Annotated in this window: 26 protein-coding genes; 17 read left to right on the top strand and 9 right to left on the bottom strand. The window is 74.8% G+C overall.

All coding sequences use genetic code 11. The features are described from left to right. Positions 1–167 precede the first annotated feature (167 nt). Positions 168–581: a hypothetical protein gene (locus ABDB74_RS12295; protein ID WP_346618837.1), complete on the bottom strand. Its 414-nt coding sequence runs from the start codon at positions 579–581 to the stop codon at positions 168–170. 195 nt (positions 582–776) lie between these two features. Here ABDB74_RS12295 and ABDB74_RS12290 point away from each other — a divergent pair, with 195 nt between their 5' ends. The 7 genes from ABDB74_RS12290 to ABDB74_RS12260 all read left to right on the top strand — a co-directional run bounded on the left by ABDB74_RS12290 (position 777) and on the right by ABDB74_RS12260 (position 7,749). Continuing rightward, positions 777–1,352, top strand: a complete 576-nt coding sequence (locus ABDB74_RS12290; RefSeq protein ID WP_346618836.1) for a DUF1360 domain-containing protein — start codon at positions 777–779, stop codon at positions 1,350–1,352. A 143-nt stretch (positions 1,353–1,495) separates the two neighbouring features. Further along, a complete protein-coding gene (locus tag ABDB74_RS12285; protein WP_346618834.1) occupies positions 1,496–2,533 on the top strand; it encodes a Ku protein in 1,038 nt (345 codons plus the stop codon). A 1-nt stretch (position 2,534) separates the two neighbouring features. After that, a complete protein-coding gene (gene ligD / locus ABDB74_RS12280; protein ID WP_346618832.1) occupies positions 2,535–3,506 on the top strand; it encodes a non-homologous end-joining DNA ligase in 972 nt (323 codons plus the stop codon). Between the two features lie 46 nt (positions 3,507–3,552). Further along, a complete protein-coding gene (ligD, locus tag ABDB74_RS12275) occupies positions 3,553–4,470 on the top strand; it encodes a non-homologous end-joining DNA ligase (RefSeq protein WP_346618831.1) in 918 nt (305 codons plus the stop codon). A gap of 79 nt (positions 4,471–4,549) precedes the next feature. Then, complete coding sequence (gene purU, locus ABDB74_RS12270; RefSeq protein WP_346618830.1) at positions 4,550–5,431, top strand: formyltetrahydrofolate deformylase; 882 nt, start codon at positions 4,550–4,552, stop codon at positions 5,429–5,431. Between the two features lie 189 nt (positions 5,432–5,620). Continuing rightward, a complete protein-coding gene (locus ABDB74_RS12265; protein WP_346618829.1) occupies positions 5,621–6,091 on the top strand; it encodes a Fur family transcriptional regulator in 471 nt (156 codons plus the stop codon). Continuing rightward, entirely contained in the window at positions 6,088–7,749 is a 1,662-nt protein-coding gene (locus tag ABDB74_RS12260; protein ID WP_346618827.1) for a catalase, read from the top strand. Before ABDB74_RS12265 ends, ABDB74_RS12260 begins: the two co-directional genes overlap by 4 nt. 66 nt (positions 7,750–7,815) lie before the next feature. Here the strand turns inward: ABDB74_RS12260 and ABDB74_RS12255 are convergent, their stop codons facing one another. From ABDB74_RS12255 to ABDB74_RS12245, 3 genes are all read right to left on the bottom strand, one after another. After that, complete coding sequence (locus ABDB74_RS12255) at positions 7,816–9,585, bottom strand: chorismate-binding protein (protein ID WP_346618825.1); 1,770 nt, start codon at positions 9,583–9,585, stop codon at positions 7,816–7,818. A 53-nt stretch (positions 9,586–9,638) separates the two neighbouring features. Continuing rightward, on the bottom strand, positions 9,639–10,592 hold the full coding sequence (locus tag ABDB74_RS12250) for a PAC2 family protein (protein WP_346618824.1): 954 nt from the start codon (positions 10,590–10,592) through the stop codon (positions 9,639–9,641). A gap of 107 nt (positions 10,593–10,699) precedes the next feature. Beyond that, on the bottom strand, positions 10,700–12,016 hold the full coding sequence (locus ABDB74_RS12245) for an AI-2E family transporter (RefSeq protein ID WP_346618822.1): 1,317 nt from the start codon (positions 12,014–12,016) through the stop codon (positions 10,700–10,702). Positions 12,017–12,105: 89 nt separating this feature from the next. Here ABDB74_RS12245 and ABDB74_RS12240 point away from each other — a divergent pair, with 89 nt between their 5' ends. The 10 genes from ABDB74_RS12240 (at position 12,106) to ABDB74_RS12195 (ending at position 19,856) form a co-directional block, all read left to right on the top strand. Next, positions 12,106–12,573 carry a PPOX class F420-dependent oxidoreductase gene (locus tag ABDB74_RS12240; RefSeq protein ID WP_346618821.1) on the top strand — a complete coding sequence of 156 codons (468 nt, stop codon included), beginning with the start codon at positions 12,106–12,108 and terminating at the stop codon, positions 12,571–12,573. A 38-nt stretch (positions 12,574–12,611) separates the two neighbouring features. Next, positions 12,612–13,196, top strand: coding sequence for a hypothetical protein (locus ABDB74_RS12235; protein WP_346618820.1), 585 nt, complete (start codon positions 12,612–12,614; stop codon positions 13,194–13,196). Further along, the gene (locus ABDB74_RS12230) at positions 13,193–13,711 is read left to right on the top strand and encodes a hypothetical protein (RefSeq protein WP_346618818.1); all 519 of its coding nucleotides are present in this window, start codon (positions 13,193–13,195) and stop codon (positions 13,709–13,711) included. Before ABDB74_RS12235 ends, ABDB74_RS12230 begins: the two co-directional genes overlap by 4 nt. A 72-nt stretch (positions 13,712–13,783) precedes the next feature. Then, on the top strand, positions 13,784–14,329 hold the full coding sequence (locus ABDB74_RS12225) for a hypothetical protein (protein WP_346618817.1): 546 nt from the start codon (positions 13,784–13,786) through the stop codon (positions 14,327–14,329). An 18-nt stretch (positions 14,330–14,347) separates the two neighbouring features. Further along, positions 14,348–15,100 carry a dienelactone hydrolase family protein gene (locus ABDB74_RS12220; protein ID WP_346618816.1) on the top strand — a complete coding sequence of 251 codons (753 nt, stop codon included), beginning with the start codon at positions 14,348–14,350 and terminating at the stop codon, positions 15,098–15,100. Between the two features lie 67 nt (positions 15,101–15,167). Next, positions 15,168–15,566, top strand: a complete 399-nt coding sequence (locus tag ABDB74_RS12215) for an ankyrin repeat domain-containing protein (RefSeq protein WP_346618815.1) — start codon at positions 15,168–15,170, stop codon at positions 15,564–15,566. Between the two features lie 63 nt (positions 15,567–15,629). Then, positions 15,630–17,006 carry an AI-2E family transporter gene (locus ABDB74_RS12210; RefSeq protein WP_346618814.1) on the top strand — a complete coding sequence of 459 codons (1,377 nt, stop codon included), beginning with the start codon at positions 15,630–15,632 and terminating at the stop codon, positions 17,004–17,006. 35 nt (positions 17,007–17,041) lie between these two features. Further along, positions 17,042–18,346 carry a 3-oxoacyl-ACP reductase FabG gene (gene fabG, locus ABDB74_RS12205; RefSeq protein WP_346618813.1) on the top strand — a complete coding sequence of 435 codons (1,305 nt, stop codon included), beginning with the start codon at positions 17,042–17,044 and terminating at the stop codon, positions 18,344–18,346. An 84-nt stretch (positions 18,347–18,430) separates the two neighbouring features. Then, a complete protein-coding gene (locus ABDB74_RS12200) occupies positions 18,431–19,195 on the top strand; it encodes a crotonase/enoyl-CoA hydratase family protein (RefSeq protein ID WP_346618812.1) in 765 nt (254 codons plus the stop codon). A gap of 37 nt (positions 19,196–19,232) precedes the next feature. Then, a complete protein-coding gene (locus ABDB74_RS12195; protein WP_346618811.1) occupies positions 19,233–19,856 on the top strand; it encodes an SGNH/GDSL hydrolase family protein in 624 nt (207 codons plus the stop codon). A gap of 6 nt (positions 19,857–19,862) precedes the next feature. Here the strand turns inward: ABDB74_RS12195 and ABDB74_RS12190 are convergent, their stop codons facing one another. The 5 genes from ABDB74_RS12190 to ABDB74_RS12170 form a co-directional block, all read right to left on the bottom strand. Next, positions 19,863–21,029 (bottom strand): cation:proton antiporter, encoded by a 1,167-nt coding sequence (locus tag ABDB74_RS12190; protein ID WP_346618809.1) that lies wholly within the window; start codon positions 21,027–21,029, stop codon positions 19,863–19,865. 5 nt (positions 21,030–21,034) lie between these two features. Next, a complete protein-coding gene (locus ABDB74_RS12185) occupies positions 21,035–21,520 on the bottom strand; it encodes a cation:proton antiporter regulatory subunit (protein ID WP_346618808.1) in 486 nt (161 codons plus the stop codon). A 25-nt stretch (positions 21,521–21,545) separates the two neighbouring features. Further along, positions 21,546–24,389: an FAD-binding and (Fe-S)-binding domain-containing protein gene (locus ABDB74_RS12180; RefSeq protein ID WP_346618807.1), complete on the bottom strand. Its 2,844-nt coding sequence runs from the start codon at positions 24,387–24,389 to the stop codon at positions 21,546–21,548. Positions 24,390–24,656: 267 nt separating this feature from the next. Further along, positions 24,657–25,058, bottom strand: coding sequence for a cupin domain-containing protein (locus ABDB74_RS12175; protein WP_346618806.1), 402 nt, complete (start codon positions 25,056–25,058; stop codon positions 24,657–24,659). A gap of 117 nt (positions 25,059–25,175) precedes the next feature. Then, on the bottom strand, positions 25,176–26,486 hold the full coding sequence (locus ABDB74_RS12170) for a hypothetical protein (protein ID WP_346618804.1): 1,311 nt from the start codon (positions 26,484–26,486) through the stop codon (positions 25,176–25,178). Positions 26,487–26,513 lie beyond the last annotated feature (27 nt).

Genomic DNA, 26,513 nt, shown 5'->3' with positions numbered 1-26,513 from the left:
TGGTCGATCGTGTCCCGTGCCGGACCACGCGGTCCGGCACGGCGCGGCTACCTGCTGAACCGCTGACTCAACGTAGACAACCGAGCGGGCGCGCGCCAACCCACCCCCGCGGAACACCCATGCAGGTGGTCCCGGAGGTGGGGCGGCGGCGGAGGCGCGGCGGCGGGTCAGCCGTCGATGACGTGCACCGCGCCCTCCTCGGGACCTTCGCCGCCCACGGGGGCGTCGGCGGTGGCCTCGATGTCGTCGGCGGTGCGGTTGGTCCCCGAGTCGCTGTCGGGCGTGGTGGAGGTGTCCTGCTCCAGCTGGGCGTCGGCGCGGTCGGGGTCCTCGGCCGGGCGGACGTCGGCCGCGTCGTCGGGGAGCTCCCGATCGAGCCGGCCGGTGAGCGACTCGCCCTCGGACTGCTCGAAGGCGGTCGTGCCGAAGTCGACGCTGGCGTTGGCCCGCTCACCGGGCATCGGCTCGAACTGCGGGTCCTCCGCCCGGTCCATCGTGGGGGAGTCGTCCTGCGACACCTCGGGGATGCCGTCGTCCTCGGGGAAGATGTCGCGCGCGGTCTGGCCCTCGGGCTGCGTCATGCGGTGCCTCCGTCTCTGCGCGGCGTGCGCGCGTCGTCCTCGTGGCGTCCCCGCGGGGACGCCGGAGCCGGTCGGGGGACCGGCGTCGGACCACCGCCCTACCCGGGGTGCCCACGGGCATGCGCCCGTGTGCGTCGGCGCACTGGGTGCCGGGTCACGGCATGAGGGCGGACCGCAGGGGGTAGCTGGGGCCGCATGGCGATCGCAGACGAGGTGCAGCGGATGGGCGCCCCCCTCCGCAGGTGGGCCCGGATCCAGAAGCGCGAGTACGGGAACGGGGAGGCCCGGCCGCTGGGCGGCGACCTCGGCGCCATGGGGGTGTACGTGGGCCTGGTGACCGCCGGGGCGGCGGTGGTGCGCGCCTCGGGGCGCGAGCTGCCGGAGCGGATCCCCTTCGGCGACGCCGCACTCCTCACGATCGCGACGTTCCGACTGGCCCGCCGGCTGGCCAAGGACCCCGTGACCGCGCCGCTCCGGGCGCCCTTCACCGCGTTCCAGGGGCCGTCGGGTCACGCGGAGGTGGCCGAGGAGGTGCGCGAGCACGGCGGGGTGAAGCACGCCGTCGGAGAGCTGCTGACCTGCCCGTTCTGCCTGGCGCAGTGGGTCGGGACGGCGTTCGTCTTCGGCTACGTCTCCGCACCCCGTGCGACGCGGCTGGCGGCCCTGACCATGACCACGGTGGCCGGCTCGGACGTCCTGCAGTTCGTGTACGACGCGATCCAGAACGGGGCGCTGGCCCCCGCCGACGACGAGGCCGACGTGCAGGTCTGACCACGGCCGTCCCCGCCGTCCTCCGTCAGGGGGAGCGGAGGCGTCGTCCGGGCTGCCGCGGGTACGGCTCCGGACCTATCCTGCGATCTTGACCCGGTCGGGGTCGCCGGACGCCCGGGACGGCGGGGCTGGAGGAGGACGGCATGCGATCGATCTGGCGCGGCGCCGTGTCGTTCGGCCTGGTCAGCATCGGGGTGAAGCTCTACTCCGCCACCGAGGACCACGACATCCGCTTCCACCAGGTGCACGCCGCCGACGGCGGCCGGGTGAAGTACAAGCGGGTCTGCTCCATCGACGGCGAGGAGGTCGAGTACGGCGACATCGCGAAGGGCTACGAGCTGCCCGACGGTCAGCTGGTCATCCTCACCGACGAGGACTTCGAGCAGCTGCCGCTGAGCTCGCGGCGGGAGATCGAGGTGCTCGAGTTCGTCGACCAGGAGCAGATCGACCCGATCCACTTCGAGAAGACCTACTACCTCGAGCCCGACGGCGCCGCGACGCGGCCGTACGTCCTGCTGCGGGACGCGCTGGACAACGCCGGCCAGGTGGCGATCACCAAGATCGCCATCCGGCAGCGCGAGTCGCTCGCGGCGCTGCGGGTCCGCGACGGCGTCCTCGTGCTGCACACCATGCGCTGGCCCGACGAGATCCGGCGCCCCGACTTCGCCTTCCTCGACGAGGACATCGCCGTCCGGCCGCAGGAGCTGCAGATGGCCGAGGCGCTGATCGCCTCCATGTCCGGCGAGTTCGACCCCACCGAGTTCACCGACGACTACCGCGAGGCGATGACCGCGCTGCTGGAGGCGAAGGCGACCGGCGGCGACGTCCAGCCGGTGCCGGAGGTGGCCGACAGCGGCGCCGCGGTCGTCGACCTGATGAGCGCTCTCCGGCGCAGCGTCGAGCGGGCCCGCGGCGACGACCCGGCCCCGGCCGCACCGGCGAAGAAGGCGCCGGCGAAGGCCGCGCCGGCCAGGAAGGCGCCGGCCAGGAAGGCGCCGGCGCGGAAGGCCTCCGCGGCGGGGGCCGACGACGCGCCCGCCGCGAAGCGGGCGGCGAAGAAGAGCACCGCCGCGAAGAAGGCCGCTCCGGCGAAGAAGGCCGCTGCCGCGAAGAAGGCGGCCGCCACGAAGGCCGCCGCCGGCGAGGAGCCGCCGGCCAAGCGCTCCCGCCGCACCGCCTGAGGTGGTCGCGCCCGGCCCGGCCGAGCTCCCGCTGCCCATGCTGGCGGTCGCGGGCGAGCTGCCGACCGCCGACGACGACGCGTGGGGCTACGAGTTCAAGTGGGACGGCGTCCGCGCGGTCGCCGCGGTCGACGGCGACCGCCTGGCGCTCGCCTCGCGCAAGGGTGGCGACATCACCGTCCGCTATCCGGAGCTGGCCGCGCTGCCCGCCGGCGTCGGCGGCCGGCGGACGGTCGTGGACGGGGAGATCGTGGCGATGGACGCGGCCGGCCGCCCCGACTTCGGTGCGCTGCAGAACCGGATGCACCGCACCGGCCCGGAGGTCCCGCGCCTGGCCGCCGCCCGCCCGGTGACCTACCTGGTCTTCGACCTGCTGGCCCACGACGGCGCGGATCTGACCGGGCTGCCCTACGCCGAGCGGAGGGAGCGGCTGGAGGCGCTGCCCCCGGGTGGCCGGCGCTGGGTGACCACGCCGTGGTTCCGGGGCGGGGGAGCGCGGGTGCACGCCGCGAGCCGGGAGAACCAGCTGGAGGGCGTCGTCGCCAAGCGCCTGGACTCGCCGTACCGGCCCGGGGCGCGCAGCCCCGACTGGGTGAAGGTGAAGAACGTGCGCACGCAGTCGGTCGTCGTCGGCGGGTGGCGGCCCGGTGCCGGCCGGCGGGCCGGGACGATCGGCTCGCTGCTCTTCGGCGTCCACGACGACGACGGGCGGCTGGTCTACGCCGGTCACGTCGGCACCGGGTTCACCGACCGGGCGCTGCGCGAGCTGCAGGCCGCGGTGACCCCGCGGCGCACCAGCCCGTTCGCCGGTGACCTCCCGCGGGAGGTCACCCGGGACGCGCAGTGGGTGGAGCCGGAGCTCGTGGGCGAGGTCGCCTTCGCCGGGTGGACCGCCGAGGGCCGGCTGCGCCACGCGTCGTGGCGCGGGCTGCGGGACGACGTCGACGTCGCCGACGTGGTGGTGGAGCCGTGAGCGGACCGACGCGTGCGGTCCACCGTCCCCGGGCACGGAGGCACCCGTGAGGCAGCGGGTCCGGGTGGACGGGCGGCAGCTCGAGGTGTCCAACCTGGACAAGGTCCTGTTCCCGGAGGTCTCGTTCACCAAGGCGCAGGTGATCGACTACTACGTCCGCATCGCACCGGCGTTGCTGCCGCACCTCTCCGGCCGGCCGGTCACCTTCACCCGCTGGCCCGACGGTGTGGAGGGGCAGGCCTTCTTCGAGAAGAACAGCGCCCGGCACGCCCCCGACTGGGTGCGGAAGGTGACGGTGCCGAGCCCCGGCAGCTCCAAGGGGCGCGAGACGCTGGAGATGGTCGTCCTCGAGACCGTCGCCGACCTCGCCTGGGCGGCGAACCTGGCGGCGCTGGAGCTGCACGTGCCGCAGTGGCAGGTGGGCAGCAGGCTGCAGCCGGCGCTGCCCGACCTGCTGGTGCTCGACCTCGACCCCGGACCCAACACCGGCATCACGGAGTGCTGCCACCTCGCCGAGCGGCTCCGCGCCCGACTGGTCGACGACGGACTCGACCCGGTCGTGAAGACCTCCGGCTCCAAGGGGATGCAGGTCTACGCGCCGATCCGGGTGGCCGATCGCGACCACCCCAGCCGGTACGCCAAGAAGCTGGCGCAGGAGCTCAGCGCGGAGACGCCCGACCAGGTCGTGTGGCGGATGGAGAAGGCGCTGCGCCCGGGCAAGGTCCTCGTCGACTGGAGCCAGAACAACACCGCGAAGACCACCGTCGCGCCGTACTCGCTGCGGGCGCGACCGGACGCCACGGTCTCCACGCCGATCGGCTGGGACGAGGTGGACGCGGTCCGCGACGGCGCCGACCCCGGCTCGCTGCGGTTCCGCACGGAGGAGGTGCTCGCCCGGGTCGAGGAGTGGGGCGACCTGTTCGACATCGCCGACCGGCAGCGGGCGACGCTCCCGGCGGTCTGATCCCACCGCCCCGCTGGGGGCGCACCGGCGTCGGACCCGGGTGACCGGCGAACCGGCGGTTTCTGCCACGATTTCCGCCATGTCCGCCGCCGGCCCGCACGATCCCAGCACCACCGACCTCGGGCGGCTGGTCGTCCGCTGCCCCGACCGCCCCGGGATCGTCGCCGTCCTGAGCGGCCTGATGGCCGAGGCCGGGGCGAACATCACCGACTCCCAGCAGCACTCCTCCGACCCCAGCGGGGGCACCTTCACCCTGCGGCTCGAGTTCGTGCTGGCCGACCTGCCGGCGCGGCTGCCCGAGCTCGAGGCCCGGCTGGTGGAGCTGGCGGGGGAGTGGCAGCTCACCTGGCGCCTCACCGAGGCGACCCACCGGCCGACGGTCGCGGTGTTCGTGAGCAGGACCGACCACGTGCTGCAGGAGCTCGTCTACCGGGTGCGCGCCGGTGACCTGCGGGCCGACATCGTCGCCGTCGTCTCCAACCACCCCGACCTGGAGCCGGTGGCGGCCGCCGCCGGCATCCCGTTCCACCACGTGCCGATCACGCCCGCGACCAAGGCCGAGGCCGAGGCCCGGGCGCTGGAGATCGTGGGTGACGTCGACCTCGTGGTGCTGGCGCGGTACATGCAGATCGTCTCGCCGGAGTTCTGCGCCAGGTTCCCGGAGCGGCTGATCAACATCCACCACAGCTTCCTGCCGGCGTTCGTGGGCGCGAACCCGTACCAGGCGGCGCACGACCGGGGCGTGAAGCTCATCGGCGCCACCGCGCACTACGTGACCGCCGAGCTCGACGCCGGGCCGATCATCGAGCAGGAGGTCGCGCGGGTCGACCACCGGGCCACGGTCGAGGACATGCGCCGGGTCGGCCGGTACGTGGAGCGCCAGGTGCTGGCCCAGGCCGTCACCTGGCACGTGGAGGACCGGGTCATCGTCGAGGGCGACCGCACGATCGTCTTCGCCTGAACAGCGGGTCCCCGCCATGATCAGCTGACCTGATCATGCGGCGTCCTCCCTCTCGGTGCACGGTGAGGGAGGACGCTCGATGATCAGGGAGGCTGATCATCGAGCGGCGAGGTGGGGGGGGCGCTGTCCACCCCGCCGGCGGCGCCCTTTTCTTGACTAGATCAAAAAAAGGGCGTTCAGTGGTGGTCGATGGAGACCACCTGGGCACACGAGCTGCGCGGGGCGGGGCTGCGCGTGACGCGGCCGCGCCTCTCCGTGCTGACCGTGCTCGCCGACCACCCCCATGCCGACGCCGACACGATCGTGACCGGAGCGCGCGAGCTGCACCCGTCGCTGTCGCCGCAGGCCGTCTACGGCGTGCTCAAGGCGTTCGTCGCCGCGGGGATCGCCCGCCGGATCGAGCCCGCCGGAGCGCCGGCGCTGTTCGAGCTTCGGGTGGGGGACAACCACCACCACCTCGTCTGCCGCTCGTGCGGCGTGGTCGCGGACGTCGACTGCGTCGTGGGCCGGGCCCCGTGCCTGGAGCCGGCGGACACGGCGGGTTTCGCCGTCGACGAGGCCGAGGTCGTCTTCTGGGGACTCTGCGCGGACTGCCAGGTCGCGCGCAGGGCTCCCGGGTACGGAACGAGCAGTGCAATCGAAGAGGGAGTGATCGCATGACCGACGTCGCATCGCAGGGCACCGCACCCAGCCAGGCCGGCAAGCCCGTCCTGACCACCCGTCAGGGCCACCCGGTCTACGACAACCAGAACCAGCGCACCGTGGGCGCTCGCGGCCCGGCGACCCTCGAGAACTACCAGTTCCTCGAGAAGATCAGCCACTTCGACCGGGAGCGCATCCCGGAGCGCGTGGTGCACGCCCGCGGCGTGACCGCCTACGGCTACTTCGAGGCCGACGGCACCGTCGGTGACGAGCCGATCAGCAAGTACACCCGCGCCAAGCTGTTCCAGGAGAAGGGCAAGCGCACCGACGTCGCGCTGCGGTTCTCCACCGTGGCCGGTGGCCGCGATTCCTCCGAGATGGCGCGCGACCCGCGCGGCTTCGCGGTGAAGTTCTACACCGAGGACGGCAACTGGGACCTCGTCGGCAACAACCTGGGCGTCTTCTTCATCCGCGACGCCATCAAGTTCCCCGACTTCATCCACTCGCAGAAGCCGGACCCGGTCACCTTCGAGGCCAACGTCGCCGAGCGCGCGTTCGACTTCTTCAGCCAGACCCCCGAGGCCATGCACATGGTCTCCCTGGTCTTCAGCCCGCGCGGCCTGCCGGCCAGCTACCGGACGATGCAGGGCTTCGGCGTGAACACCTACAAGTGGGTCAACGCGCAGGGCGAGACCGTCCTGGTCAAGTACCACTGGCTGCCCAAGCAGGGCGTGAAGTCCTACACCGCCGCCGACGGCGCCGCGGTGCAGGCCCAGACCCTCGGTGCCCACACCAAGGACCTCTACGACTCGATCGCCGCCGGTGATTTCCCGTCGTGGGAGCTGCACGTCCAGCTCATGAGCGACGACGAGCACCCCGAGCTGGACTTCGACCCGCTCGACGACACCAAGGTGTGGCCGGAGGAGGTCTTCCCGCTCCGCAAGGTCGGGACGATGACCCTGAACCGGATGCCCGAGGACTTCTTCTCCGAGAACGAGCAGATCGCCTTCGGTACCGGCGTGCTCGTCGACGGCCTGGACTTCTCCGACGACAAGATGCTGGTCGGCCGGACGTTCTCCTACTCCGACACCCAGCGCTACCGGGTGGGGCCGAACTACCTGCAGCTGCCGGTGAACCGCCCCAAGGTGCCGGTCAACACGAACCAGCAGGGCGGCCCGATGTCCTACGGCCGCGACACCGTGGGCGACAACCCGCACGTCAACTACGAGCCGTCGATCACCGGCGGCCTGCGTGAGGCCACCTACCCCACGCACGACGAGCAGGGCCCGGTCGTCAACGGCCGGCTCACCCGCAAGCGGATCCCGCGGACCAACGACTACAAGCAGGCCGGCGAGCGGTACCTGCTGAGCGAGCAGTGGGAGAAGGACGACCTGGTGGCCAACCTGGTCGGCGCCCTCCAGCAGTGCCGCCGCGAGATCCAGGAGCGGATGGTCTGGCACTTCTTCATGTGCGAGGACGAGTGGGGTCAGCGCGTCGGTGACGCGCTGGGCATCAGCGCGGACGACGTCCGCGGCCTGCCGCCGCTGCAGACGCAGACCCTGAACGAGGAGGAGCAGCAGCGGCTCGCCAACCTCGGCAAGAACGGGCCTCGGGACGTGACCGGTCTGGTGATGACGCACTGCGTGCCGAACGAGCACGTGGTCGTGGCGGGCTGACCGCGTAGCGCCAGCAGGCCGCGGCGGGCCGGGACCGGGATCTCCCGGTCCCGGCCCGCCGTCGTCTCACAGCAGGACGGCGGGCCGCCGGCCGCGCAGCGAGCTGACCAGCGCGAGCGCGTCGGCGCGGCGCAGGTCGTCGGGGGTGAGAGCCCGCTCCCGCAACTGCCCGGCGGCCACCAGGCGGGCGCGCTCGACCCCGGGCAGGCAGCCCGCCGACAGCGGCGGGGTCCACCAGGTCCCGTCGAGGCGCGCGGCCACGGTGGCGATCGTCGACTCGGTCACCTCGCCGGCCTCGTTGACCAGCAGGACGTCGTCGGCCTCCGGGTGGCGGGCGGCCCGCTCCGTGTACAGCCGGCGTCGGGTGGTCTTGTGGTGCAGCCAGACCAGGCCGGCGGCGACCGGTTCCGGGTCCACGACCAGCCGGACGGGGCCCTGTGCCGGTCCCGGCAGGGGGCGCAGGTCGATGTCGAGGGCGCCGTCCCGGTGCAGGGCGAGCCGGACCCGGGCCGCGCCGTACCCGTCCACCGCCGCGGCCAGCCGGCCGGCGACCGCCTGCCGGTCGACGGGGAAGCCGAAGTACGCGGCCGAGTCGGTGAGCCGGTCGAGGTGCCGCCCGAGGTTGCGCAGCCCCTCGCCGGGGACGTGCGCCATCGTCTCCAGCAGCGCGAACTCCTCGTGCGGTTCGGCCAGGATCGCCGCCTTCGCCAGCAGTTCGGCGTGCTCGGCGGCCGGGTCCGAGCTCCAGGTGATGCCGCCCCCGGTGCCGTACTCCGCCGTGCCGGCCACCCGGTCGACGGTCACGGTCCGGATGGCGACGTTGAACCGCGCCCGGTACGGATGCCCCGGCGGGGCGACCACCCCGATCGCGCCGCAGTAGACGCCCCGCGGTCGGGGCTCGAGCTCGCGGATGAGCTCCATCGAGCGCTGCTTGGGTGCCCCGGTCACCGAACCGGAGGGGAAGAGGGCGCGGAAGACGTCGACCAGCCCGGTCCCGGCCCGGGGCCGGGCCGTGACGTCGGAGGTCAGCTGCCAGACGGTGCCGTAGCGCTCGGCCCTGAACAGCGCGGGGACCTCCACGCTGCCCACGGCGGCGAGCCGCCCCAGGTCGTTGCGCAGCAGGTCGACGATCATCAGGTTCTCGGCGCGCTCCTTCTCGCTGCCGAGCAACCGGCTCCGGCGGTCGGCGTCCGCAGCGGTCGTGGGGCCGCGGGCGGCCGTTCCCTTCATCGGGCGGGTGATCAGCCGGTCGCCCCGCCACTCGAAGAACAGCTCGGGGCTGGCGCTGACGACGGCGAACCGGCCGAGCTCGAGGTGGGCGGCGTAGGAGCCCTGCTGCGCCCAGGCCAGATCGGCGTAGCGCTCGTCCAGCGGTCCGGCGGCCGGTGCGTCCATCCGGACGGTGAGGTTGAGCTGGTAGGTCCTCCCGGCGGCGATCTGCGACCGCACCCGTTCCACGGCCGCGCGGTGGCCCGACCCGGTCCAGTCCTGGGTCCAGGGCCCCACCCGGTACGCGCGGTCGCGCCCGCGCGGCGAGGCCACCGGTGCCACCTCGTCGGGCCGGTCGCACAGGGCGAAGACCGCGAGGGGCAGATCGGCGGGGGGCCGGTCGGCCACCGGCCGGCGCGGGTCCAGCCCGGGCGCGGCCTCGTAGGCCAGGTAGCCGAACGCCCAGCGGCCCCGCGCGGTGGCTCGCTCGACGTCGGCCAGCAGCGGGACGACGTCCTCGGGGCGCTCGGCCGTCAGCACGCGGTGCGCCTGCCCGAACGACAGCGCCGTGCCGGCCACGAGGTCGTCGAACCGCGCCGTCACCGGCTGGTCGGACCAGGTCGCCACCCGGTGATTGTGCTGTGCCCGCCGGGCCGGACGGCGGCGGGGACGCCGGGGCGTCAGTCGCGGGGGCGGCGGCGGTCCTGGTCAGCGAGGAAGCGCTCGAACTCCGCGCCGATCTCCTCGGCGCTCGGCACCTCGCCGGCGCTGCCGAGCAGGTCGCTGCCCTCGCGGGCGGCGGTGAAGGAGTCGTACTGCTCCTCCAGGGCGGCCACGACGGCGACGTTGTCGGCCGACCGGGCGATCTGCTCGTCGATCTCGGTGCGGTTGGCCTCGGCCGCCTCGCGCAGGGCCTCGGTGGGCAGCCGCAGCCCGGTCAGCCGTTCCAGGTGCTCGACCAGCGTGAGGGACGCGGCCGGATAGGTCGTCTGGGCCAGGTAGTGCGGCACGTGCGCGGCGACGCCGAGGGCATCCACCCCGGCCTCGCCCATGCGCAGCTCGAGCAGGGCCGACACGCTGCCCGGGATCCGCATCTCGCCCCAGTACACCGGGTACTGCTCGATGAGCTGGCGGCGCGTGGCGTGCGCGGTGACCGTGACGGGCCGGGTGTGCGGAACCGGCATCGGGATCGCCTGCAGCGCGACCACGGAGGTGACGCCCAGGCGCTCGACCAGCTGACCGACGGCGGCGACGAACCGCTCCCAGGCGTAGTCCGGCTCCGCGCCGTGCAGCAGCAGGAACGTCTCCCCGGCGTCGTCCTCGACCGCGTGCAGCGCGATCTCGGGCGCGGTGAAGGACTCGTACCGGTCGCCGTTGAAGGTCATGCGCGGCCGGCGGGCCCGGTAGTCGACCAGGCTGTCGGCGTCGAAGCGGGCGACGACCTCGTGCGGCAGGGTGGCCAGCAGGTGCGCGCCGGCGAGCGTGCCGGCGGACGCGGCGTCGAAGTCGCCCGCGAGGTCGTGCACGAGCACCAGCCCGCGACGCTCGGCCGGGTCGCCGAGCTCGGCCTCCCGCGCGAGGAGCGGCTCCGCGGCGGGGAGCAGTTCGACGAGCTCCTCCGGTCGCTGCGGCACGGTGGGACCTCCTGGCGGTCGGTTCGGCGGAACACCCGTTCGCGCCTCCGGGTACAGCTGCGTCGCGGCCCCCCGCATTCCCCGGCGGGGTCGCCCGGACGGGGCAGCTAGCGCGGCGCTCGGGTCGCCCCCGCCGCGCCGTCGCCCGCGTCGACGTCGGCCGGGCCTTCCGGCGCCGTCGCCGCCTCGCGCTCGAGGTGGGCGCCGACCGGGTCCTCCACGATCTGCGCCCGGGTGCCGTCCGGGAAGATCTCCGGTGACTTCCCGTCGAGCTGGTCCCGCGCGTAGCGGTACGACACGGCGATGAGCGCGGTCACCGGGACGGCGAGGAAGGCGCCGATGATGCCGGCCAGGCTGGCGCCCGCGGTGACGGCCAGGATGACCACGGCGGCGTGCAGGTTCAGCCCGCGGCCCTGCAGGATCGGCTGCAGGATGTTGCCCTCGATCTGCTGCACGAGGAGGACGATGCCCAGCACGATCAGCGCCGTCGTGATCCCGCTGTCCACCAGAGCGATCAGCACGGCGAAGCCGCCGGCGACGAAGGCGCCGATGATCGGCACGAACGCGCCGAAGAAGGTGAGCACCGCCAGGGGCAGGACCAGCGGCACGCCGAGGATCCACAGGCCCAGGGCGATGAAGACCGCGTCGAACAGGCCGACCAGGGCCTGCTGGCGGATGAACTCCGACAGCGTCGACCACGTCTTGTAGGACAGCGCTGCCACGTGCGGCGCGGCGGGCGGGCCGGTCTGCGCGGCCAGCCACGGGACCCAGCGGGGGCCGTCCTTCAGGAAGAAGAAGGTCAGCACCAGGGCGAGGGCCAGGTTGATCAGGATGCCGCCGATCGCCGTGGCGCCGGTGACGGCGTAGCCGGCGATGTTCTGGGCGTTGCCCTGGATGGTGTCCGTGGCCTGCTCGATCGCGCTGCCGATCTGCTCCTCGCCGAGGTTGAACGGCGGGCCGGTCAGCCACTGCTGCAGCTGCTCCAGGCCGACGCTGACGCCGGCGGCGAGCTCCTCGATCTGGCCCACGACGGGCGGGGCGATCAGCGCGATGATGCCGCCGAAGGCGGCGAGGAACGTGAGGAGCACGGTGAGCGCGGCCAGGGCCGCCGGCCAGGCGTGGTTGCGGAGGAAACGCGTGGGCGGCCACAGCACCGTGGTGAACAGCAGCGCGAGGACGACGGGGAGCAGGACGACCCACAGTTTCCCGATGACGTAGCCGAGGACGATCACCCCGCCGACGACGAGCAGCAGCTCGGCCGAGGCGATGGCCAGTGACCGGCTGGCCCGCCGGAGGCGCTCCCCGCGCTGGGTGGTCGGGGCGGGGGCGTGGGTGGCGGGTCGGACGCCGGACTCCGGGATCGGCTGGTCGGGCTCGACCTCGTCGGTCGTCTCGTCCGGTGGGGAGTCGGTGCGACCGGGCACGCGGATCCTCATGCTCCGATCTCAGCACACATGACGGGGCGCGACCGGGTGGGAAACGATCATCACACCCGCGTCGTACCGTCCACCCCATGCCGAGGATCGCCACCGCCGACCGCGTCGACCGCACCGCCCTGCTGGAGTTCCTCCGCCCGCGCCACCGGGCCGTGCTGGTCACCCGCCGGCGCGACGACGGGGTCCAGCTGTCACCGGTCACCTGCGGCGTCGACGCCGAGGGGCGGATCGTGGTCTCGACCTATCCGCAGCGGGCGAAGGTGACCAATGCCCGCAGGGACGGGCGGGTGTCGCTGTGCGTCCTCTCCGACGAGTGGGACGGCCCCTGGGTCCAGCTCGACGGCGAGGCCGAGGTGCTCGACCTGCCCGAGGCGCTCGAGCCGCTGGTCGACTACTACCGCTCGATCAGCGGGGAGCACCCCGACTGGGACGAGTACCGCGCGGCCATGACCCGGCAGGGGAAGTCCCTGCTGCGGATCACGATCACCGGCTGGGGCCCGGTGGCCACCGGCGGCTTCCCCGCCGGGGTGGCCGACAAGTTCTGAGCCTTGCCTCACAGGAGGAAAGCTGCCAGGCTTGCGACATGCCCTTCGTCCTGACCGTCGACCAACGGGGGAGCCGGCGCGGACCCGACCGGGTCGCCGGCGTCCTGGCGGAGCTCGGGGAGGTGCGCACCCTGCTGGGCTTCGAGCGGACGGCCGGTGACGAGTTCCAGGGCGTGCTGGACACCTCCGAGGTCGTCGTCGACGTCGTCGTCCGTCTGGCCCGGCTGGGCGGCTGGAGCATCGGGATCGGCGCGGGCGCCGTCCAGACGCCGCTGCCGCCGAGCACCCGGGCCGCCACCGGGCCGGCCTTCCTCTGCGCCCGGCGGGCCGTGGACGCGGCGAAGCAGCGACCGGCCAGACTGGCCGTCCGGGGCGCGGCGCCCGCGGACGCGGCCGACGCGCAGTCGGTGCTGAGCGCGCTCGTCGTCCTCGTCGGCCGGCGCAGCGACCAGGCGTGGGAGGCGATCGAACTGGTGGAGGACGGGCGGACGCAGGCCGAGGCGGCCGCCGCGCTCGGCATCTCGCGCCAGGCGGTGGGGCAGCGGCTGACCGCCGCCGGCTGGGAGCTGGAAAGGGAGCTGCGCCCCACGGCGGCCCGGCTCCTGCAGCGGGCGGCGGGATGACGGCCGGCGCGCTGGTCCTGCTGAGCCTCATCGCCCTGGCCGGGCTGGCCCTCGCCCTCCGCGGCGAGCGGCGGGGGGCCACCGGGGGTGCCGTGGCCCTCGGCGTGGCGCTCGCCGTCGCCGGTGGCCTCGCCTGGCTGGGGACGGGGGGCGCCGGCGCGGTGCAGGCCGGTGCGGTCCTCGCGCTCCTCGCGGCCGTCGCCGGGGGCGGGCCGGTCGCGACGGCCGTGCTGCACGCCGCCGACCCGGCCGCGACCGGGGTGTCCGGTGGCCCGCAGGACCCCGACATCCTGCGCGGCGGGGCGTGGATCGGGGTGCTCGAGCGCACCGCGATCGCCGCGACGCTGCTGGCCGGGTGGCCCGAGGGGCTCGCGGTGATCCTCGCCGTCAAGGGGCTGGGGCGCTTCTCGGAGCTGCGCGCACCGGCCGCCGCCGAGCGCTTCATCGTCGGCACGCTGGCCAGCGCCCTCTGGGCGGTCGCCTGCGTCGGCGTCGTGGCGCTGCTGCGCAGCTGACCGCACACCGCGCGGGGTGATCCGCGCGCGGCGAGAATGGTCGGCGTCCCCACCGTCCCGTCTGGAGGCGCCGTGCCCGAACCGCCGGCCACCGGTGCCGTCCGCAACCCCGACCTCCTGGCCGTCTACTGCAACGACCACCTGGCCGCGGCGACCGGGCTGATCGAGCTGGTCGGGCGGATGCTCGGCCGGCACCGCGGCTCCCGCTTCGAGGAGCCCCTGGAGCGGTTGCTCGACGAGCTGCGCGAGCAGCGGGCGGCGCTGCGGACCACGATGGGCGCCATGGGCCTGCCGGTGCGCCGGTACAAGCTCGCGGCGGTCTGGGTGGCCGAGAAGCTGGGCCGGGGCGCGCTCAACGGCCGGCTGCTCACCCGGTCGCCGCTGAGCGACCTGCTGGAGTTCGAGATCGCGGTCACGGCGGTGCTGGCCATGCGGCAGGGGTTCCAGACCCTCTCCGCGCTCGGCCAGGTCGACCGCCGGGTCGACGCGGACCTCCACGCGCGGCTCGTCGAGCAGACCGGCCGGCAGCACCGGTGGCTGTCCGCGGCCCGGCGCGAGGTCGCCGCCACGGTGTTCGGCGGGCGCCCGGAGGCGGCTGCCGCGGCCGCCGGCAGCTGAGCCGACGGGAGGAACGCCGTGTGCCACGGCCACGACAGCCGCCCGCCGGCCCCGCCCCGCACCGGCCCGGTCGGCCGGCGCCGGCAGGGCACCCTCACGGCCGCGGACGGCACCGAGTTCTCCGTGGCCACCGCGTTGCCGGGCGAGCCGGCCCGGGTCGGGGTCGTGCTGCTGCCGGACATCCGGGGCCTGCACCCCTACTACGTGGCGCTGACCGCGCGGTTCGCCGAGGCCGGCCTGGCGGCGGTGGCCATCGACTGGTTCGGCCGGACGGCCGGCGTCTGCGCCGACGGGGTGCGGCCCGAGGACTTCCCCTGGCAGTCGCACGTCCCGCGCACGACCCCCGAGGGCATCGACGCCGACGTCGGGGCCGCGATCACGCACCTGCGCGCGGAGTCCGGCGCGGACCTGCCGGTGGTGACGGTCGGCTTCTGCTTCGGCGGCAGCCAGTCCTGGCGGCTGGCCGGCGGGCAGCTGGACCTGGCCGGCTGCGCCGGGTTCTACGGGCGGCCGGCCCTCGTCGGGGACGCGGCCGATGACGCCCGGCTGCCCACGCTGATGCTGATCGCCGGCGCCGACACGGTCACGCCGGTCGAGGACCAGCTGGCCCTGGCCGAACGCATGCGCGCCGCCGGGGCCGCCGTGGACGCCGTCGTCCACGACGGCGCGCCGCACTCGTTCTTCGACCGCGCGCACGACGAGTGGGCCGACGCCTGCCGCGAGGCCTGGGAGCACGTGCTCGCCCTCACCGACCGCGTCGCCCGCGACTGATCAGCTGCCCGGCAGGTCGATCCGGCGGTCCGGGCCCGGGCGGCGGCGGTCTCCTACGCTGGGCGGTGTGAGCGGCCAGCCGATCGACCCCGGAGTCATCGAACTCGCCGGGCGTGTCTTCGACCTCGCCCGCGGCGGGCACACGCAGGAGCTCACCGAGTACGTCGATGCGGGCGTCCCGGTGAACCTCACCAACGACAAGGGCGACACGCTGCTCCTCCTCGCCGCCTACCACGGACACCCCGGCACCGTGGCCGCGCTGCTGGAGCGCGGCGCCGACCACGACCGCGCCAACGACCGGGGGCAGACCGCGCTGGCCGCCGCGGTCTTCCGCCAGTCGACCGAGACCGTGCAGCTGCTGCTCGATGCCGGTGCCGACCCCGACGCGGGTGGTCCGAGCGCCCGGGCGACCGCCGCCTTCTTCGACCTGCCCGCCATGACCGCGCTGCTGGACGCCCGCGGCTGACCGCGGGCGCGCGGCGCGGGCGGGCGGGCGGGCGGACAGGCGTACCGAGGAGGAGGGGCAGGCATGACGGCACAGCGTGACCTGCCGGGAACAGGGGGAGCGATCCGGCCGGAGGGACGAGGGACGGCGCCGGACGCGCCGCCCGAGGTGGCCCACGCCACGCCCGGGCTGCCCGAGGCGCTGCCCGACTCCGAGCCGGTCGCCGAGCCGGTCGCCGAGGCGCCGTCGACGGGGCTGCCGCGCTGGCTGCTCCTGGTGGGTGGGGCGGCCGCCGCCACGATCGCCGTCGCGGGCCTGCAGGCGGTGGCCTGGCTGGTCGCCCCGGTGTTCCTGGCCCTCGTCGTGGTCATCGCGCTGAGCCCCGTGCAGCACTGGCTGCGCCGGATCGGCACACCGCGCTGGCTGGCCACCACCGTGCTCCTCCTGCTCGTGTGGACGGTGCTGCTGGCGTTCGTCGCCCTCCTCGTCATCTCCGTCGCCCAGTTCGCGGCGCTGCTGCCCGCGTACGCCGGCCGCGCAGAGGCGCTGATCAACGACGTCGTCGCCGACCTCAACAACGCGGGGATCGTCTCCGGCCAGCTCTCCGACCTGGTGGCGCAGATCGACTACGGCTCGCTGGTCGGTCTGGCCACCGATCTGCTCGCCCGGCTCACCGACGCGGCGACGATGCTGCTGCTGCTGCTCTCGGCCCTGGTGTTCATGTCCATCGAGTCCAGCGGCTTCGGCCGGCGGATGGCGCTCGTCGGCGCCGAGCGTCCGCACCTGCCGGTGGCGATCAAGCTGTTCACGCACGGCACCCGCAGCTACCTGCTGGTGAGCACGGTGTTCGGCGCGATCGTGGCGGTCGGCGACACGATCGCCCTGGCCATGCTCGACGTGCCGGCCGCGCCGCTGTGGGGGCTGCTGGCCTTCATCACCAACTACGTGCCCAACATCGGCTTCGTCCTGGGCGTCGCACCGCCGGCGCTGCTGGGGCTGCTCGCCGGTGGCTGGGGTGACCTGGTCGCGATCATCGTCGTCTACTCGCTGCTGAACTTCGTCGTCCAGACGCTGATCCAGCCGCGCTTCGTGGGTGACTCGGTGGGCCTCTCCATGACCGTCACGTTCGTCGCGCTGCTCTTCTGGGGCTGGGTGCTCGGCGCCCTCGGGGCGCTGCTGGCCATCCCGCTCACCCTGCTGGTCAAAGCGCTGCTGGTCGACGTCGACCCCCGTGCGCACTGGCTGGACGCGCTGCTGCGCGAGGAGCCCCGCGCCCCCCGCACCGTGCGGGCCCGCCGGCGGATGGCGGACCGCCACGCGACGCTCGCGTCGATCCGGCGCGTGTCCCACCACCCGCACCGCCGGGCGGAGCAGGAGACGGTGGAGCAGGAGACGGTGGAGCAGGAGACGGTGGAGCAGGAGACGGTGGAGCAGCCGGCCGGCGAGGTGGGTACGCGCTGAGCTGCACCGGCCCGGGGCAGGAACTGGTCGTCCTCGTGGGTCTGCAGGGCAGCGGGAAGAGCACGTGGGTCCGGCGGCACCTGGCGGCCACGCACGCCGTGGTGAGCAAGGACCACTGGCCCAACGCCCGGCGTCGCGAGGCCCGTCAGCAGCGGGTGGTCGCCGAGCTCCTGGCCGAGGGGCGGAGCGTCGTCGTCGACAACACCAACCCGTCGCCGGACGACCGGGCGGCGCTGGTCGCCCTGGCCCGGCAGGCGGGGGTGCCGGTGCGGGCGGTCTGGTTCGCCACCCCGCCGGAGGTCTGCCTGGCCCGCAACGCCGGCCGCACGGGCCGGGCACGGGTACCGCTGGTCGGCGTGCTCGCGACCCGGGCGCGGCTCGTCCCGCCGTCCACCGCCGAGGGCTTCGCGCACGTCGAGGTGGTCGACGGGGGGCCGCCCGGCCCGCCACCGGACCTTGTGACCGGCGCCTCGACCGGCGGCCGTAACGTGTCGGGCGCAGCTCGCCGCGCGCCGGGGCCTTCCGCCCCGGTTGCCGCCGGCATCCGAGACGAAGGGAACGACATGAGCGAGGCAGGCACCACGGGGGCACCGTCCCGCGTGGCCATCGTGACCGGCGCGGCCCGTGGCATCGGCGCGGCGACCGCGCTGCGGCTGGCCCAGGACGGCTTCGCCGTCGCCGTCCTGGACCTGGACGAGGGGCAGGCCAAGAGCACCGTCGAGCAGATCGAGGCCGCAGGCGGCCGCGCGCTGGCCGTCGGGGCGGACGTCAGCGACTCCGAGCAGGTGGAGGCGGCCGTCGCGCGCATCGCGAGCGAGCTCGGCGCCCCGACCGTGCTGGTCAACAATGCCGGCGTCCTGCGCGACAACATGCTGTTCAAGATGAGCGAGTCCGACTGGGACATCGTCATGAACGTGCACCTGCGCGGCGCCTTCCTCATGACCCGGGCCGCCCAGAAGCACATGATCGACCAGAAGTGGGGTCGCATCGTCAACCTGTCCAGCACCTCGGCGCTGGGCAACCGCGGCCAGGCCAACTACTCGACGGCCAAGGCCGGCCTGCAGGGCTTCACCAAGACCCTCGCCATCGAGCTGGGCAAGTTCGGCGTCACCGCCAACGCCATCGCCCCGGGCTTCATCGAGACGGAGATGACCAAGGCGACGGCCGACCGCATGGGCATCCCGTTCGACGACTTCATCAAGGGCGCGGCCTCGCAGATCCCGGTCGCCCGCACCGGCAAGCCGGAGGACATCGCGCACCTGGTGTCGTTCTTCGTCAGCGAGGGCGCCGGATTCGTGTCCGGCCAGGTGGTCTACGCCGCCGGCGGCCCGAAGGCCTGAGGCAGCACCCCCAGTACGTCACGGGGCCGGGCAGCCGTACCGGCGGCCCGGCCCCGTTCCGTTCCCGCACCCGTTGGAGGAACCGTGCCCGAGTCCGTCCTGGTGGAGCGCCGCGGTGCGGTCCAGGTGATCACGATCAACCGGCCGGAGGCGCGGAACGCGCTCGACGCCGACGTCGCCCGGGCGGTGGCCGCCGCCGTGGACGAGATGGACGCCGACGGCGAGCTGCGCGCCGGGATCCTCACCGGTGCGGGTGGCACCTTCTCGTCGGGCATGGACCTCAAGGCGTTCCTCCGCGGCGAGAGCCCGTCCGTCGAGGGCCGGGGCCTGTGCGGCATCACCCGCACGCCGCCGCGCAAGCCGTTGATCGCGGCCGTCGAGGGGTGGGCGCTGGCCGGCGGTTTCGAGCTGGTCCTCGCCTGCGACCTGGTCGTCGCCGCGCGGACGGCGCGCTTCGGCGTCCCGGAGGTGAAGCGGTCGCTGGTCGCCGCCGGCGGGGCGGCCCTGCTCCTGCCGCAGCGGGTGCCGCGCGCCGTGGCGCTGGAGATGCTGCTCACCGGTGAGCCGATGGACGCCGAGCGCGCCACCGCGGTGGGCCTGGTCAACCGTCTCGTCGACGAGGGGGCGGCGCTGGACGCCGCGCTCGCGCTCGCCGAGGTCATCGCCGCCAACGGGCCGCTCGCCGTCGCCGCCACCAAGCAGGTCGTGCTGTCCGCGCCGTCCTGGGGTGCCGAGGAGGCGTGGGACCGCCAGGACGAGGTGGTGCGGCCGGTGTTCGCCTCGGAGGACGCCCGGGAGGGGTCGACCGCGTTCGCCGAGCGGCGGCCCCCGGCGTGGCGCGGTCGCTGAGCGGCATAGCGGGTCGCCCCCGGTCGTTGCACCGGGCGTGGTCCGCACTCCGCTCCGCCTCGCCGTCCTCGGTGACTCGCTCGCCTTCGGTACCGGCGCCGCCCGCCCCTCCGACGCCCTCGGGCCGCGGCTGGTCCGCGCGCTGACCGACGACGGGTTCGACGTCGACCTGCACGTCCTCGCCGTCCCCGGTGCCGTCTCGGCCGGCCTGGCCGACCAGGTGCGGCGGGCGCTGCCCCTGTCGGCCGGCCTCGCCGTCGTCGTCGTCGGGGCCAACGACCTCGCCCGGTTCGTGCCGGTCGAGCAGGCCGCCGCCGCGCTGACGGCGGCGGTGACCGCGCTGCGGGCCGGCGGCACCGACGTCGTCGTCGTGCCGGCTCCGGACATGTCGATGGTCCCGTTCGTGCCCCCGGCGCTGCGCGCCCTGGTGCGCGGGGCCTGCGCGCTCCTGCAGCAGCGGCAGGCGCACGTGGCCACCACCGGCGGCGCGACGGTGGCGCCGGTGGCGGACGAGGTGGCGCGGGCCTTCGTGGCCGACCCGGCGCTGTTCTCCGCCGACCGGTTCCACCCGTCGTCGGCCGGTTACGCCCGCATCGCCGAGGTGCTGACGCCGTACGTGCTGACCGCGGCGCGGACCCGGCGGGACGACGCCGCGGCCTGAGGCCGCTCAAACGGGGGCCGCGCGGCGCAGCATCCGGCCGGTCAGCGGCTCCACGAAGCGGGTGAGCACCGGTCCGCTGACCGCGAGGACCAGCACGTAGCCCGTGGCGACCGGCCCGACCGCCGGGATCCCCGCGGCGACCGCCAGCCCGGCGATCACGATCGAGAACTCCCCGCGGGCCACGAGCGCGGTGCCGGCGCGCAGCCGCCCCGGGACGGCGACGCCGTCCCGCTTGGCCGCGAACCACCCGGTGCCGATCTTGGTGACGGTGGTGACCGCGGCCAGCGCCAGGGCGGCGGGCAGCACGGGCAGGATGGCCGCCGGATCGGTGGCCAGGCCGAAGGCGACGAAGAACGTGGCCGCGAACAGGTCGCGCAGCGGGCCGAGGATCGCCCGTGCCCGCTCCGCGAAGGACGCCGGGAGCGCGAGCCCGACCAGGAACGCGCCCACCGCCGCCGAGGCGCCCATCGCCTGGGCCGCCCCGGCGACGAGCAGCGTGAGCCCGATGAGCCGGAGCATGACCTGCTCGTCGTCGTCGTGGCTGAGCAGCCTGCCGAGCCGGTGGCCGTGCCGCTGCGCCGCCAGCAGCACCACCAGCACGGCGCCGACGGCGAGCCCGACCCCGGCGACGGCCGACATCGGGCCCTGACCGGCGAGCGCCACGACCAGCAGCGGCAGGAACAGCGCCATCGCGAGGTCCTCGAGCACCAGCACCGACAGCACCGCCGGGGTCTCGCGGTTGGCCAGCCGCCCCAGGTCGCCGAGCAGCCGCGCGATGATGCCCGAGGACGAGATGTACGTGACCCCGGCCAGCGCGAGCGCGCCCTGCCAGGGCAGCCCCAGCAGCAGCCCGGCGACGAAGCCGGGTGGCCCGTTGAGTAGCAGGTCGACGAGGCCCGAGGGCGTGTGCCGGCGCAGCGAGGTGAACAGCTCGGTGGAGGAGAACTCCAGCCCCAGGGTGAGCAGCAGGAGGACGACGCCGATCTCCGCGGCCGCCTCCAGGAACGGTGTGGCGTTCGCCAGCGGCACGACGCCGCCCTCACCGACCGCCAGCGCGGCCAGGAGGATGAACGGGATGGGGGAGAGTCCCAGCCGCCGGGCGAGCAGCCCGAGCGCCGAGAGGCCGAGGAAGAGCAGGCCCAGCTCGAGCAGCAGCGCGGCGACGTGGTCCACGCGGGCTACTCCCGGCCGGCGAGCCGCCGGTCCAGCTGCTCCAGTCCGGCCGCCGAGCCGATCGCGACCAGGACGTCGCCGGCGGACAGCGGGTCCCCGGGGGACGGCGACGGGACGACGTCGGCACCGCGGACGATCGCGACCACCGAGCAGCCGGTGAGCGTGCGGGCCCGGGTGTCACCGAGGGTCCGGCCGGCGAACGGGGAGCCCTCGCGCACGGTGATCCGGGCCGACTCCAGCCCGGGCACCTCGCGGGACAGGTCGGCGAACCGCTGGGTCAGCCGGGGGGCGCCAAGCACCTCGGCCAGGGCATCCACCTCCTCGGCATCGAGCCGGAACGTCTCCCGCGCCTGGTCGGGGTCGCGCCGGTCGAACACCGCGATCTCGGCGCCGCCCTCCCGCTGCACGACGATGCCGAGCACCTGGCCCGACCGGGTGCGCATCTGGTACCGGACGCCCACACCGGGCAGCAGGGTCTCCTCGAGCTCCACGTCCGGCATCGTCGCAGACCCGCCCTCAGCCGAGCCGCTCCGCCAGCAGCTCGGCGAGGTGCTTGCCGCGCCGGCCGGCCAGCTGGTCGAGCTGGGTCCGGCAGGAGAAGCCGTCGGCCACCACGACGGCGCCGTCGGGCAGGTCGCGCACGGCGGGGAGCAGCTGCTGCTCGGCGACCGCGACCGAGACGTCGTGGTGGCCGCGCTCGACCCCCCAGTTGCCGGCGAGCCCGCAGCAGCCGCCGAGCCGCGTCACCCGGGCACCCGCGCGCTCGAGGAGGCGCGCGTCGGCCGACCAGCCGAGCACCGAGGCGTGGTGGCAGTGCGGCTGGGCGACGACCTGCAGCCCGTCGAGCGCCGGCGGCGTCCAGCCGGGGGTGTCGGCGAGGACCTCGGCGAGCGTCCGGGTGGCCGCGGCGACCCGCTCGGCGTCCGGGCCGCCGACCAGCTCCAGCGCCTCGCTGCGCAGCACGGCCGTGCAGGACGGCTCGATGCCGACGATGGGGACGCCGGCCGCCGCCATCGGCGCCAGGGCGCGCACCGTGCCACCGAGGATGCGCCGCGCGGCGTCGAGCTGTCCGGTGGTGATCCAGGTCAGCCCGCAGCAGGTGTCGGCGCCGGGTACCTCGACGCGGTAGCCGGCGTCGGTGAGCACCCGCGCGGCGGCCGACGCCACCTCCGGTGCGAAGTGGTCGGTGAACGAATCGACCCACAGCGCGACCCGCGGCCCGTCGCCGGTCTCGGCCCGGTCGGCCCACAGCTGGCGGAAGGTGCGGGGGGCGAACGTCGGCACCGAGCGGCGCTGGTCGATGCCCGCGCTCCACTTGGCCAGGGAGCCGACCAGCGCCGAGCCGAGCATCGCGTTGACCAGGCGCGGGGCCCGGGCCACCAGGTCGGACCAGAACGGCAGCCGGCCCAGCGTGTAGTGCGCGCGCGGGCGCAGCCGCCGCCGGTAGGACTGGTGCAGCACCTCGGCCTTGTAGGAGGCCATGTCCACCCCGGTGGGGCAGTCGGACGAGCAGCCCTTGCAGGACAGGCAGAGGTCGAGGGCCTCGTGCACCTCGGGGGCGCGCCAGTCGCGCACCGGGCCGCCCGGCGCCAGCATCTCCTGCAGCACGCGGGCCCGGCCCCGCGTGGTGTCCTTCTCCTCCCGGGTGGCCGGCCAGGACGGGCACATGACGCCGCCGGAGGACTGCAGGTCGGCCCGGCACTTCCCGACGCCGGTGCAGCGGTGCACGGCCGCGGAGAAGTCGCCGCCGTCGTGCCGGTAGGCCAGCGCGAGCCCCTCCCGCCGGCGCGGGGCGGCGGCCACCCGGACGTCGTCCTCGACCGGCACCGGGCGCACGAGCACCCCGGGGTTGAGCACGTCGGCCGGGTCGAACAGGGCCTTGACCCGCTCGAACAGCGAGAGGGCGGCGGGGGAGTACATGTGCGGCAGCAGCGCGCTGCGGGCCCGGCCGTCGCCGTGCTCCCCGGAGATCGAGCCCCCGTAGCCGGACACGAGCCGGGCGGCGTCCTCCACGAAGGCCCGGTAGGCACCGCGTCCGCCGTCGTCGCCGGCACCGAACGGGAAGTCGATGCGCACGTGCACGCAGCCGTCGCCGAAGTGCCCGTAGGGGACGCCCTGGAGCCCGTGGCCGTCGAGCAGCGCCTCGAAGCCGCGCAGGTAGTCGCCCAGCCGCTCGACCGGGACGGCGGCGTCCTCCCAGCCCGCGTGCGCCGGCCGTCCGTCGGAGGTGCGTGCGGCGAGCCCGGCGCCGTCCTCGCGGATCCGCCAGATCGCGGCGGCCTCGGCGGGGTCGGTGACGACGAGGGAGTCCAGGGCGGCCGCGTCGGCGAGCACCCCGCGGGCCTTGGCCGCCACCTCGGCCACCGTCTCACCGGTCAGCTCCACGATCAGCCAGCCGTCGCCGCGGGGGAGCTCGGGGACGACCGCGGCCGGCACGTCGCGCAGCCGCTGCACGATCCGCTGGTCGAGCCCCTCGACGGCGGTCGGCTCGTGGGGGAGCAGCCCGGGGGTCGCGTCGGCGGCGTCGGCCATCGAGGGGTAGCCGAGCACGACCAGGCCGCGCACCGGCGCGTCGGTGACCAGCCGCACCGTGGCGCCGAGGACGACGGCGAGGGTGCCCTCGCTGCCGACCAGGGCCCGGGCGACGTCGAAGCCGCGCTCGGGCAGCAGGTGCTCCAGCGAGTAGCCCGACACCTGCCGGCCGAAGCGGCCGAACTCGGTGCGGATGGTGGCCAGCTCAGCCCCGACCAGCCGGTGCAGGTCGGCGAGCAGGCCCTCCCGCGGACCGGTGCCCGGGCCGACCTGCAGGCGGTCGCCGCCCCCGGTGACCACGTCGAGGGCCACGACGTTGTCCGACGTCCGGCCGTAGCCCAGGGCGCGCGAACCGCAGGCGTTGTTGCCGATCATCCCGCCCACCGTGCAGCGGTTGTGCGTGCTGGGATCGGGGCCGAACCGCAGCCCGTACGGGCGCGTGGCCGTCTGCAGCGCCGCCTGGACCACGCCGGGGTCGATCGTCGCGGTCCGGGCCTCGGCGTCGACGGTGCGCACCCGGGACAGGTACCGGCTGGTGTCCAGCACGACGCCCGTGCCCACCGCGTTGCCGGCGATGGAGGTGCCGGCGCCGCGCGGGGTGAGCGGGACCCCCAGGGAGCGGCACACCTCCACGGCGGCCACGATCTCGTCGGGGTGACGCGGCCGGACGACGGCGCGCGGCAGGACCCGGTACAGCGACGCATCGGAGGAGTAGAGGGCGCGGGCCAGCCCCGAGTCGTCGACGTCGGTGATCCCCGCGGCGTGCAGGGCGGCCACCAGATCGCGGTCGGTGGCCAGCGGAGCGGGTGCGGAGCCGGTCGCCGTCATGGGGAAAGTGTCCCGTCGGCTCCCGGACGGCGACCACCCGGCCCGTTCACCGGGTGAACTCCCGGCAGACGTCGCCCCCGCGGCCGGGAGTCATCAGCGTGCGGGCGATGCGGAGGACGGCGCCCACCGAGACCACCGGACCGCTGGCCGACGACGAACCAGCGGCTCTCGATACCGGTCCCGCGCGGCCGACGACTCTCCGTCGGCAGGGCGGAACAGCCGTCGGAGCCGCCCCCGGGCGAGGGCGGCCCCGACGGGCGTGCGCGGTCAGGAGGTCGGCGGCTCGTCCTCGCCCGACTCCTCGGCCTCGTCGGCCTCCTCCTTGGTCTTGTGCACCGCGCCGTCGGCGTGCTCCGGCGGGCCGTAGACGGTGTAGAGGACCAGCGGGTTCTGGCCGGTGTTGACGAAGTTGTGCTTGGTGCCGGCGGGGACGACGACGAGGTCACCCTGGGCGACGTTCTTCTCCTTGCCGGAGATGACCGCCTTCCCGATGCCGCTGACGAAGGTGAGGATCTGGTCGATGTCCTCGTGCGTCTCCTCGCCGATCTCCCCGCCCGGCGGGATCGTCATGATGACCAGCTGGGTGTTCTTGCCGGTCCAGAGGACCCGGCGGAAGTCGGGGCTCTTCTCGGCCTCGGTGGCGATCGTGTAGTGGATGACGGACGCCATGGGCGGCGCTCCTCTCGGCTCGGGGTCGGACCTGCGGTCGGTCCCGGGGGATCGACCGGCACGGTCCGCTCCTGCCCTGTTCGGTCGAGGAGTAGTCGTCCGGGAGCGGGGCGTCGATCACGATCCGGGCGCGGGAACCACCTCGGCGGCCGGCACGACCGGGCGCTCGCCGGCACGGGTGCGGGCGCGCGTGCGGGCCAGCCGGACCAGGCCCATGGTGACCAGGGCCGTCGCGGTGAGGGACGCGGTGCCCACGAGCGAGAGGGGCGACAGCCGGTCGGTGGCCGCCAGGACCGAGACGACGACGGCCTCCACGCCGGCCGCGGTCCAGACCGCCGCCGTGGCCAGCCGGTCGGCGGTCGCGATGCCCGAGAAGAGCAGCAGCTGTGCCAGGGCGAGCAGGGTGCCCAGCGCGGCGAACAGCCAGGTGGCCGCCCCGAGCGTGCCGCCGTAGGCCGAGCCGCCGATCAGCGGGAGCGCCGAGTCGCCGAGGGCCGCGGTGCTCAGGGTGAGGGCGGCACCCAGCGTCGCGACCGCCGCCAGGGCGGTCGGCAGCGTCTCGTGGCGGCCGGCGGCATGGGCCAGCCGCGGCAGCAGGACCACCCCCACCCCCTGGGGCAGCCAGAAGGCGATCTTGGTGATGATCGCGGCGACCGCGTACTCGCCCGCGGCGGCGGCCGGCAGGTGGTGGCGGGCGAAGAGCAGGTCGAGGTTGAGCAGCACCACGAAGCCCAGCAGCGCGCCGGCCGCGCGCAGGGCCGCACCCAGGGGTGCCCGGAGCCGCCCGAGGAGCTCCGGCCGGCCGGCGCCGAGCCAGCCGCCCAGTGCACCGAGCGACGCGCCGACGGCCATGCCCAGCAAGGCGGACGCGGAGCTGCCGCCGACGAGCAGCCCGGTGACACCGCCGACCAGCTTTGAGACGCCGAAGACGACCGTGACGCAAGCCAGCCGGCGGTAGCGGGCCGCACCCTGCAGCATCCCCTGGTATCCCTCGCCCAGCGTCTGCGGGAGGAGCAGCAGCGCCAGCCAGATCGCGGCCGTGGCGGCGGGCAGGTGCAGGAGCGTGACCACGACCGGCACGAGCAGCAGAGCGAGCAGGCTCACGCCCAGGCCGACCGAGAGCATCACCGCGTGCAGCCGCGCGGTCGCCTCGCGGTCCCCGGACCTGCCCCCGAGGTGGAGCGCGATCGCGGTGCGGACGCCGGTCCCGGGCACGGACCCCACCAGCAGCAGTCCGAGCAGCGCGGCGAGCTCCCCGTACGCGGCCGGCGCCAGCAGCCTGGCCGCCAGCACGGTGAAGACGTACGCGAGGGCGCTCGTGCCGAGGAAGGCCACGGACACCAGGGCGGTGGCCCCCACCAGCCGTCGTGAGTCCTGCCCGGCACCCTTGCGCCGCCGTCGGCGGGTGCTCGATCGCAGTGGGCTCACCCCCTTAGTCTGCGCACGTCCGCCGAG

The sequence above is a fragment of the Blastococcus sp. HT6-4 genome, from assembly GCF_039679125.1.
GTDB classification, from domain to species: domain Bacteria; phylum Actinomycetota; class Actinomycetes; order Mycobacteriales; family Geodermatophilaceae; genus Blastococcus; species Blastococcus montanus.
Note: the sequence above shows the minus strand (reverse complement) of the source record. Positions and strands in the feature narration are given on the sequence as shown.